The sequence below is a fragment of the Terriglobia bacterium genome (genome assembly GCA_036496425.1).
Classification (GTDB): Bacteria; Acidobacteriota; Terriglobia; order 20CM-2-55-15; family 20CM-2-55-15; genus 20CM-2-55-15.
In genome coordinates, this window is the sequence record DASXLG010000288.1 from 37559 (window position 1) to 47105 (window position 9547).

Annotated in this window: 9 protein-coding genes and 1 tRNA gene; 6 read left to right on the plus strand and 4 right to left on the minus strand. The window is 55.4% G+C overall.

The window, feature by feature from the left end; translation table 11 throughout:
• Positions 1-16 precede the first annotated feature (16 nt).
• Genes rpmF through VGK48_20930 form a run of 3 tightly spaced genes read right to left on the minus strand, consistent with a single transcriptional unit; the run spans position 17 to position 1492 of the window.
• Positions 17-199, minus strand: coding sequence for a 50S ribosomal protein L32 (rpmF, locus tag VGK48_20920; protein HEY2383646.1), 183 nt, complete (start codon positions 197-199; stop codon positions 17-19).
• A 19-nt stretch (positions 200-218) separates the two neighbouring features.
• Positions 219-761, minus strand: coding sequence for a DUF177 domain-containing protein (locus VGK48_20925; protein HEY2383647.1), 543 nt, complete (start codon positions 759-761; stop codon positions 219-221).
• A gap of 26 nt (positions 762-787) precedes the next feature.
• Positions 788-1492 (minus strand): tetratricopeptide repeat protein, encoded by a 705-nt coding sequence (locus tag VGK48_20930; protein HEY2383648.1) that lies wholly within the window; start codon positions 1490-1492, stop codon positions 788-790.
• 108 nt (positions 1493-1600) lie between these two features.
• Between VGK48_20930 and VGK48_20935 the strand changes: the two genes are divergently transcribed.
• From VGK48_20935 to VGK48_20960, 6 genes are all read left to right on the plus strand, one after another.
• Positions 1601-2128 carry a sigma-70 family RNA polymerase sigma factor gene (locus VGK48_20935; GenBank protein HEY2383649.1) on the plus strand — a complete coding sequence of 176 codons (528 nt, stop codon included), beginning with the start codon at positions 1601-1603 and terminating at the stop codon, positions 2126-2128.
• A gap of 17 nt (positions 2129-2145) precedes the next feature.
• Positions 2146-4980: a CHAT domain-containing tetratricopeptide repeat protein gene (locus tag VGK48_20940; GenBank protein HEY2383650.1), complete on the plus strand. Its 2835-nt coding sequence runs from the start codon at positions 2146-2148 to the stop codon at positions 4978-4980.
• Between the two features lie 127 nt (positions 4981-5107).
• Positions 5108-5665 (plus strand): hypothetical protein, encoded by a 558-nt coding sequence (locus VGK48_20945; GenBank protein HEY2383651.1) that lies wholly within the window; start codon positions 5108-5110, stop codon positions 5663-5665.
• Between the two features lie 40 nt (positions 5666-5705).
• Positions 5706-6974: a S8 family serine peptidase gene (locus VGK48_20950; GenBank protein ID HEY2383652.1), complete on the plus strand. Its 1269-nt coding sequence runs from the start codon at positions 5706-5708 to the stop codon at positions 6972-6974.
• Between the two features lie 7 nt (positions 6975-6981).
• Positions 6982-7635 carry an HD-GYP domain-containing protein gene (locus VGK48_20955; protein ID HEY2383653.1) on the plus strand — a complete coding sequence of 218 codons (654 nt, stop codon included), beginning with the start codon at positions 6982-6984 and terminating at the stop codon, positions 7633-7635.
• A gap of 186 nt (positions 7636-7821) precedes the next feature.
• The gene (locus VGK48_20960; protein ID HEY2383654.1) at positions 7822-8298 is read left to right on the plus strand and encodes a hypothetical protein; all 477 of its coding nucleotides are present in this window, start codon (positions 7822-7824) and stop codon (positions 8296-8298) included.
• A 943-nt stretch (positions 8299-9241) separates the two neighbouring features.
• On the opposite strand, the gene VGK48_20965 is transcribed toward VGK48_20960, so the two are convergent.
• Positions 9242-9315 (minus strand) — tRNA-Arg (locus VGK48_20965).
• Between the last annotated feature and the right edge of the window lie 232 nt (positions 9316-9547).

Here is a 9547-nt window from a genome sequence, read left to right on the forward strand (position 1 = left end):
GAGGATTTAACTCCCGCTATTCCTCGGCTGTCTCGATAACTTCCCGTTCTTTGTAAAAGCCGCAGTGAGGGCAGGCGCGGTGCGGCATGCGCAATTCGTGGCAGTTGGAGCACTCGGAAAACGAGCGCGTTGTCAGGTGATCGTGGGCCCGGCGGCGATCCCGCCGCGCTTTGGAATGTCGTCGTTTTGGATTCGGCATATTCTGATTACTCCCGCGCCTACAGTTTTTCCATCCGCTTTTTGATTTCCGCCAGCACATCCATGTGAGGACTGAAATCCTCCCCCGGACAAGTGCAGGCGGCGGTATTCGAATTGATCCCGCACACGGGACACAAACCTTTGCAGTCTACCCTGCAAAGGACTTTCATCGGAAGCGCCAACAGCACCTGTTCCCGCAGAACATCCGCAATGGCCAGCTTCGTTCCCGTGAAGAACGCGGTTCGCGTTTCGTCTTCCTCCAGTTCGATCTCTTCGTCTTCGTCGAACAGCTCCTCATCCCGTTGGCGGAAGAAGAGGTCGAATGGCTTCTGGATCTCGACCCGAGTCGCCTCCAGGCACCTCGAACACAGGCACTCGAGCAGCGTGCTCAGGCTCCCGTTGATCCGGATCTCGGCGCCCGCGCGTTCCGCCGTTGCCGACCAATCGAGCGGACCTGCCTGGCGCATCTCGCCGCCAAAATCGACAATGCCCGGCTCGAACGACGCCGCAAACGAAACCTTGTCCCGGGCTAAATCCTTGAGATCGACAAAATACTCGCTCATGGTTATGCCCCCTCTTTTCAATTATCTTACGAGGGTTTCGGCGGCGGTGTCACGACGCCCAGCCGTTTCAGAGCGTCATCAGCATTTTGCCGGAACGGGGAATCCGGAAAGTCCGTAACGACTTTCTGATAAAACTGCTTCGCCTGATCGGCCTGATTGTTGGCTTCATATAGCATCGCCAACTCATAAGCCACGGCCGACCTGGAATAGCCGCCGCTGTCGAACAAGGCTTTGTCCGTGTCGATCGCCTTCTGCGTATCCCCGTGTTTCTTATACACTTCGCCTAAAGCAAATTGCGCGACACCCTTGATGCTGGCATCGCCGCGCTGCGCCACGTCCTGCAGATTCTGGACCGCTTTCGGGGTGTCGCCCAGCCCTTCCTGGCTCAATGCGACGTAGTACAGCGCAATCTTGCCCGCGTTCAGCGAACCGTAATTGTCAGCAACCTTCTGAGCCTGGTCCATCGTCCGTTGATATCGCTCTTTGTCGGACTTGATGGTCGTATCACCATAAGTATTGATGGCCTGCGACAATTCCGTCTGGGCCCTGGCGTTCCGGCTCGAGGAATAATAGCTCCATCCGAAGTAGATGATGACAAGCGCCGCAATAACGGATACGCCGGTGATCGCTTCCTTTTTCCTTGCAACCAGAAGCTCTGAAAACGTTTGTAACGAAGTTGTGATCTCGTCCTGCTCCTTGAGCTGATGACGAGTCATTTTGGTGCGCGGCACTGGTACCTCCCGGATACGCTCTAGAAACTCCTCAGTTTACCACATTTTCACTAGTATCTTTTCCCTTTGCTGTGTCCTGATGTTAATGGGAAGGAGTCCCGTAAGTAAGTGAGCACGGTGCAACCGCGAGTCGACAACGAACTGATCGAACGGTGCCTCAAGGGCGACCAGGCCGCATGGAGAGATCTGGTTGTGCGATACCAGCGGCTCGTATATTCCATCGCGCATGTTTTTTGCTCGAATCCCGAAGACGTATCTGACGTGTTTCAGCAGGTCTGGCTGGAATTGTATCAACAGCTTGCCGACCTTCGAAGTATTGAAGCCCTGCCGGCCTGGCTGATGACCGTCACCCGCCGGCGCTCATATGCGGTGCTTCAGACGCGATACGGGCCCGAGCCGCTCAAGGAAGACATACCCTACATCTCGGGGCACCTGGCGCAGGTGGAGCGGGAGCACTCGGTGGAGCGGGCGCTGGATCAACTGCCGGATCGCTGCCGGCGCCTCATCGGGCTTCTCTATTTCGATGCCAGCGAGCCGAGTTACGCGCAGATCGCTGAGACCCTGGGAATGCCGGAAGCGAGCATCGGCCCCACGCGCGCGCGCTGCCTGGAAAAACTGCGGAAGCTCCTGACCTGACCATGGCTGGAAATGATATGTCGCCAGACGATCTTCTGAAATGTTCTGATGCCGAGCTGGATGCGTTCGCTGCGCCGGCGCCTCACCAGGAAATCGAGGATCTCTTCAAACGGATCTGGGCGGAAATCCTACCGGTCTCCGCCGGCAGTTATGCGGGCCAGCCCAAAACCCTAAAAACCGCGCAAAGCGTTTCTCTCGCGCAAGCGGCCGTGCGTATTGCATCCGCCTCGGGCGACAACAGCTTCCTCATCGAGGCGCGCCACATGATGGGCCGCTGTCTCGGCGCCAATGAAGAATTCGAACGCGCCATTCCCTTTTACCGCGACGTCGTTTCCAGCCTCGAAAATATCGGCGACATCCGCCAGGCCGCCAGGCTCCGGCTTGCCCTCATTGGTGTCCTCCTGAATGCAGATCATTATGCGGAAGCCTTCGAAGTTGCCGCAGCAGCTGAAAAAGTCTTCAAGGATCTGAGCGACGAGACCGGGCTCGCCCGGCTCTACAACAACATCGCCAACATCCACCACCGGACGGACGATCACGCCCGCGCGTACGAATATTACGCCAGATGCTACGACGCATTTCGACGGCTCGACGACGAGCAGGGCATCGCTTTATCGAGTTTCAATCTTGCGAATGCGCTGGCGGACATCGACGAGTTCGAAAAGTCCGATCAGATGTATGCCGCGTCCATCAAACTCTGCCACAAACTGGGCTGGGCGGATCTCTCGATCCAGGCGGAGTACAACCGCGCCTATCTCCAGTATCTGCGCGGCCGGTACAGCGACGCACTGGACGCCTTTTCCCGGCTGCGCGCCGAATTCGAGAAGGCGGGCAGCCTGCGCCATTACGCGCTCTGCGACCTCGACGAAGCCGAAATCTATCTTCAGCTCAATCTGTCCAGAGACGCCGCGGCGCTTGCCATCCGCTCAGCCGGACTTTTCGAGAAGCTGGGGCTCAAATACGAACAGGCTAAAGCGACAAGTCTTTACGGTATCGCTTTCATACAATTGCGGCGCTTCTCCGAAGCTCTGGAAATATTCAGAACGTCGCAAAAGATCTTCGAGCTCGAAAACAATCATTACTGGATCGGACTGCTCGACCTCTACCGGGCGGAGGTCCACCTGTCGCTGCAGCGGTTCTGGGAAGCGCAGGCGCTCGCAGCGCAGGCAAAGGCCGTCTTTGACCGGCTCGGCATCCCTTCGAAACGGATCTTCAGTCTTGTGTTGCTTGGCCGCGTCGCTCTGGCATTAAACGACCTCGAAGCCGCAAGCCGCTACACGGGCGAAATCGCCTCGATCGTCAAGGACATCAAAATCCCGCTCGTTCTGTTCCCGTATCACCTGTTGTGCGGGGAAATTGCGGAGCGCGAGCGAAAATGGGAACAGGCCCGGATGCACTTCGAATCCGCCGCTCAGGAACTCGAAAAACATCAGGCCCGGCTTCATCATGATGAATTGCGCGTGACGTTTTTCAAGGGAAGGCAGAAGGCTTACGATGCTCTGGTCCGCCTGTCGCTCGACAAAGACGATTCGGCCGCCCAGCTTTCAATCGCATACGCATGGTGCGAGCGGGCGCGGTCCCGCGGACTGATCGAATTGCTTTCGCATTACGCTCCTTCGAGCCAGGGCCATACCGATCAATCCCTGCTGGCAAAAATCAATCGCCTGCGGGAGGAATTGAATATTCAATACGCGCGGGCCCGGCCGGAAACACGGCCGCTTTCGCGATCTTCTGATTTCGAAACGATCGGCCTCAAGGAACAGGAACTGGCGCGAACGCTGCGTGAAGTATCGAATGACGATCCGGAGTATGCGTCGCTGCAGCAGGTATCGATCGTCACTCTCGAATCCCTTCGGGCCTCGCTTCCAAAGCGGACGACGGTGATCGAATACTTCACTGCCGGTGAAGAAGTTCTGGCGTTCGTTGTCTCGCCGGCCGGCGCCCGCGTCGTGCGGCGGCTGTGCCCCGCAACGCGCGTTTTGAGCCAGCAGGAGCGCCTGGGGTTCCAGCTCGAAAAATTCATGCTGGGAAAAGATTACGCCCTGTCACACGCAAAGCAGATTCTCGAGGCCACGAAGCGGCACCTTCACGAGCTGCACAAATATTTGATCGCGCCGTTCATTAAAGAACTCGAAACTCCCCACCTCGCCATCGTCCCGCACGGCTCTCTGCACTTCCTGCCTTTCCACGCATTCTTCGACGGCGAAAAGTACCTGATCGACGATTTCGAGATCACCTACGCGCCCAGCGCCTCGGTTCTGAAGTACTGCCTGGAAAAACCGGTGGTCGAAAACGCATCGCCTCTGCTGATCGGGGTGGCGGATGAAAGTGTTCCCCTGGTGAAGGAGGAACTCACGCGGCTGAAGCGTCTTTTCCCGGACGCCCGCCTTTTGCAGGACGACTCCGCCATCCGCGAAGCCTTCGTCGAAAACAGCAGGACATCCGAATTCCTCCACATCGCGACTCACGCCGTATTCCGCCAGGATAATCCGATGTTCTCCAGCTTCAAACTGGCGGACGGCTGGTTCACCGCCTTCGACCTGTTCTCAATGGTGTGCCAAACCAATCTCGTTACCTTGAGCGGCTGCCAGTCCGGAATGAGCGAAGTGGCCGGCGCGGACGATCTTCTCGGCCTGATGCGGGGATTTTTGTATGCTGGAGCCCGGTCCCTGCTCCTTAGTTTATGGAATGTTAATGACGAGTCGACCACCGAATTGATGACGCGGTTTTACCAGGAATGGCGAAAAGGAGCTGCAAAATCAACAGCTTTGAGGATCGCCATGCTCGCGGTCCGCGACCGGTATCCAAATCCGTTCTATTGGGCACCATTCTTGCTGGCAGGAAACCCATAACGGAGTTGAAGTTTTTTTGCTCTCTTCGTATTTTTGAGGGCCTTGCTGGCCACTTTTAGCCAGGAGGAGCAATTCGGACAATATGCATTTAAGTTCAGAGATCGCTCTTGATTTCGCAGAAGAGCGATTGGATCAATCCCAAAAACAGTTCTGGCAGCAACACCTGGCGGTTTGCAATGACTGCACGCAGGAAGTTGGCCGATGGCGGCAATTGGGGATCGACCTGGAAAGGTCGCATCTGAAAAGCGCATCCGATCAGGAATTGCAGAACGCAATGCACATCTACCCGAAACGGCCGGACGGTGGCGGCTCAAAAGTCCGCTCCGTCCTGGCCACGCTGATATTCGATAGTTTCATGCAGCCTGCAATGGCCGGCGCCCGCGGCTCAGCCGCACCGGCACGGCAGCTGGTGATGCGCGCCGAAGAGTTCGATATTCATGTGAAGATCTGGGGAGAGCAGGAGCACATGCAAATGCTCGGCCAGCTGCTTCCCCGGCACGGAGAGGACTTCGTCCAATCCGCGCGGTTCCATTTACTGAAAAACGGTGAGCGCATCGAAAGCACAGCCGTCGACGACTTGGGGGAATTCCATTTCAGCGATGTGCCGGAAGGCGACCTCAGCTTGCAGATCGACCTTCCCAATCTGACCGTGATCGGCGCGTTGACCGCGAAGGAATACATTTAGGCGTAGTAGACGCCTATATAGCCGGCTCCAGGAGGATAAAATGACAGGACGTCGATTCTTTCTGACACTGATTTTGATGTTGTGGCTCAGCGTTTACGCGCAGGCGCAAACGCCCGTTATCGTCCAGCTCGCGCCTCTGGGCAATATCACCTCGCTCGTCAACATCCTCGGCGCAAGCATCCTGGACAACATCCCGGGCACCGGTATCTATCTGCTCAAACTGCCGATCTCTGTACCGTCCCTGGTGCCGGCGCTGCTTTCGCGGGTTACGGGATTGCTCGGTATTCAATGGTCCGAGGTCAACACCGGTCTGGCGCTTCCGAACGTCGGACAACTTGGAGTCCTGCAGGTGGTCGGCAGCGTCGATCCCGGCTGGTATGCCGCCCAGCCGGCATGGCAGATCATGCACAGCCAGAACGCGCTGGCCTATTCGCGCGGGGCCGGCGTGATTATCGCCGATCTCAATTCCCAGGTCGATTCGACGCATCCGGCAATCGCCGGCCATCTCACGGGGGGCTACGATTTCATCACGGGAAAGCCGACCGGATATGCGTCTTTGAACCAGTCCTCCGCGAGCTTCATGGACCAGTCGTCCGCAAGCTTCATGGATCAGTCATCCGCGAGTTTCATGGATCAATCTTCGGCGAGCTTCATGGACAACACAGGACTGCCGCAGGCCAGCGCGAATCCCGCATATGGCCACGGCACCGAGTGCGCGGGCGTCCTGGCGGCAATTGCGCCGAACAGCCTGATCATGCCGCTGCGTATATTCGACAGCAATGGAAACTCGGATCTGTTTACGATCGCGAAAGCCATCCGTTATGCGGCTAATCACGGAGCTCAGGTGATCAACATGAGCTTCGGCACGTTAACGGACTCGAACGCCGTCAGGAGCAGCATCTCCTACGCTCAGAGCCTGAGCCTGACGCTGGTCGCTTCAGCGGGAAACAACAATACGACCAGTCCTCAATATCCAGCGGCTTATAGCGGCGTGATCACGACGGCGGCAACAAACATTAGCGATCAAAAGGCGTCGTTCTCGAACTACGGCAGGGCCGTGGTGGTGGATGCCCCCGGTGTGAACATCATTCTTCCCTACCCGGGAGGAATGTACAGCGTCGTTTCCGGCACTTCCTTCAGTGCGCCCGCTGTTGCGGGGACGGCAGCGCTCATCCGCTCGCTGCGGGTCAATGGTGCGACGCCATCCATTACCGGAGCCGCCGTCAACATCAACTCCGAGAACCCCAGTTATGTGAATGAGCTGGGATACGGCCGTATCGACGTCCTCCACGCTGTCAAGCCGAACTGAGTCAAATATGGACGCTTCAAGTGGGTACAACTCCGGCCGCGAAACAGAATACCGTCTCGCCCAGTTGGAGGAAGAGTTTCAACAGCAGACCCTCGCAATGGCAACGTCGCTCGTGTCCCTCATCGATCTCCGCGACCGTTACACCGGCGGCCACAGCCAGCGGGTGGCGAAATATGTCCGCAGCATCGCTGTCCAGATGTGTCTGCCGGACGATGAAACGGAGAGGACCGTTTTCGCTGCGTCACTGCACGACATCGGAAAGATCGGGGTTCCGGATCACATCCTTCTGAAGCCCGGCAGACTCGACGAAGAAGAGTTCGGCTGGATCCGCAAACATCCGGAATGGGGCTGGATGGCCAGCCGCAACGTCAACGGATTCCAGCAAGCCGCTCTGCTCGTTCTGCATCACCACGAACGCCTCGACGGAGACGGTTATCCCAGCCGGCTGCGCGGAACCGAAATCCCTCTCGGCTCCAGGCTCATCGCCGTCGCCGACTCTTATGACGCCCTGACCACGAATCGTCCCTACCGTTCCGCGCGATCTCAAGCGGAAGCGGTCGCTGAATTACAGCGCAACGCCGGTACACAGCTGGATCCTCAGGTCGTGAATGCGTTCTGCCGGGCCATCAGCGGTAGCAAGGAAATGAAGCAGTCGGCATGATCAATGCGGCCCCCTCCTTGTGTAACAAGGTCGTCAGTTTTAGTTTTTTTGACAAGGTTTTTAGCCGCAGATGACGCAGATGACGCGGATGGGGGCGCCTCTAAAGTTCGTTTTTGCGCCCCATCTGCGTCATCTGCGTCATCTGCGGCTAAAAACGTTTGGTTAGCAGTGTGCTACTCTGCCCGCATGGAACTCTTTCAAGTCGATGATGCCGGGCAGCTGTTCATCTCGCCCGCGATCAGCGATTGGGATCTATTGCTTCAGCACCAGCTCGACACGATCATCGACCTGGATGCCGATATCGACGACGGCGTTCCGACCGTGCCGAATCAGTGCCTCTATATCTACTTTCCGATTTTCGATGAGGACCTGCCGAACCTCGCAAAGCTCGACGCGGTCGGACATCTCGGGGCCCGGATTGTGCAGGCCGGACACCGCGTGCTCTCTCATTGCGGCATGGGCTTCAATCGGTCCGCGCTTGTCGCCGGAGTCATTCTCCACAAACTCGGCATGCCCGGCCCCGAAGTCGTTCAACGCCTGCGCGAACGCCGCCCCGGCGCGCTCTTCAACGATTGCTTCGCCGACTACCTGAATTCGCTGCCCGCTAGCCCGGCGCTAGATCGACGCCTTGCGGAAGTATTCAAAAACTGCCGTGTCGAGTGATTGCTGTGCCGCGAATTTCGACATATATAAAGGTTGGGGATGGTCGTGGATAACTTTTCGATGTTCGACACTTTTGGACAGAAAGTCGAATAATTAAAAGAATGTTTTCAAGATTGGACTAATAATTTGAAGGTGAGTCCCAAAATCAGAATATTTAAACGCATCTTTAAACATTGGGTTAATCTTTCCGATCATCAATCCCGTCTTTGCGTCTTTGGATTGATATTTGACTTCTGGGTTTCAAGTCCCAAAACATTGAATTCATATTTCGAAAATAAGGCTAAAGATTCAGATCTTTAATTACATTCTGCAGGGAATTTTTAAAGATCGCGATCATTGACGCCTTTTTGAAAAGATGGATTTAAAGTTTCCGATCTTTGACCCAGTGATTCAAAGATTGAATTGATGTTCCTACCTTCACATCCATTCTTTCAAAATCGGGTTAATGTTGGCGATCTTGGATCGCATCTTTTTAAGATCGGTTTAAAGATGCCCGTTTTTAAAGCCATTTTTGAATTTTGGGCTTAAAGATCGAGATCTTTAAGCCAGTTTTGAAAAGAGTCGCTTCAAGATTGCAGGTTTGAATTCATGTTTTAAACATGGGGCTAATGATTCGGACTCCTGGTCCCATCTTTTTAAAATGCGAATGAAGATACCGATCTTTAATCGCATTTTGAAATTTCGCTGCTAAAGATTCTGAGTTCGGATTCATCTTTGAATTTTGTGTTTAAATACTCGAATTTTGGTTTCCAACTTGCTGTTTTTGAACCGCCAGTGCACAATCCGGCCGCATTTCATCCCGTCTCAAAAGCTAACCCATTGATAAATCATGTTTTCGCGAATGCTTCGAAGCGGCGTACGGAACGAAGCCAACAGCCAAACCTGGTGGCAATTCCGGTGACGACGGACCGTTTTGGCTCCTTGAAAAGCCTGTAAATGTGAATAGCCCCGAGCAGATTCGAACTGCTGACCTCCGGTTTAGGAAACCGCTGCTCTATCCAGCTGAGCTACGGGGCCAAACTATTTAGATACTGTAACTTGAACTAAATACCTGATTCCTCAATATGCAAAAAATGCAACAAATATGCAACAGCGTACCGGATAGCGCACTTTTCCCGGCATTGCTCGTTGCATCGTGTTGCATGTGCGCCGAGCAAAACCCAGATTTGCGGAACATCGCTCTATAAAGCGTTGAAATAAGCATCAGCCGCCTTCGTAACCTCGGCACCGCGGTCTGTAACTGGATGGC

Excerpts from the sequence above, each read along its gene's own strand:
- VGK48_20950 (HEY2383652.1), top strand. The coding sequence starts at position 5,706 with ATGACAGGACGTCGATTCTTTCTGACACTGATTTTGATGTTGTGGCTC.
- VGK48_20960 (HEY2383654.1), top strand. The coding sequence starts at position 7,822 with ATGGAACTCTTTCAAGTCGATGATGCCGGGCAGCTGTTCATCTCGCCC.
- VGK48_20940 (HEY2383650.1), top strand. The coding sequence starts at position 2,146 with ATGTCGCCAGACGATCTTCTGAAATGTTCTGATGCCGAGCTGGATGCG.
- VGK48_20955 (HEY2383653.1), top strand. The coding sequence starts at position 6,982 with ATGGACGCTTCAAGTGGGTACAACTCCGGCCGCGAAACAGAATACCGT.
- VGK48_20925 (HEY2383647.1), bottom strand. The coding sequence starts at position 761 with ATGAGCGAGTATTTTGTCGATCTCAAGGATTTAGCCCGGGACAAGGTT.
- rpmF (HEY2383646.1), bottom strand. The coding sequence starts at position 199 with ATGCCGAATCCAAAACGACGACATTCCAAAGCGCGGCGGGATCGCCGC.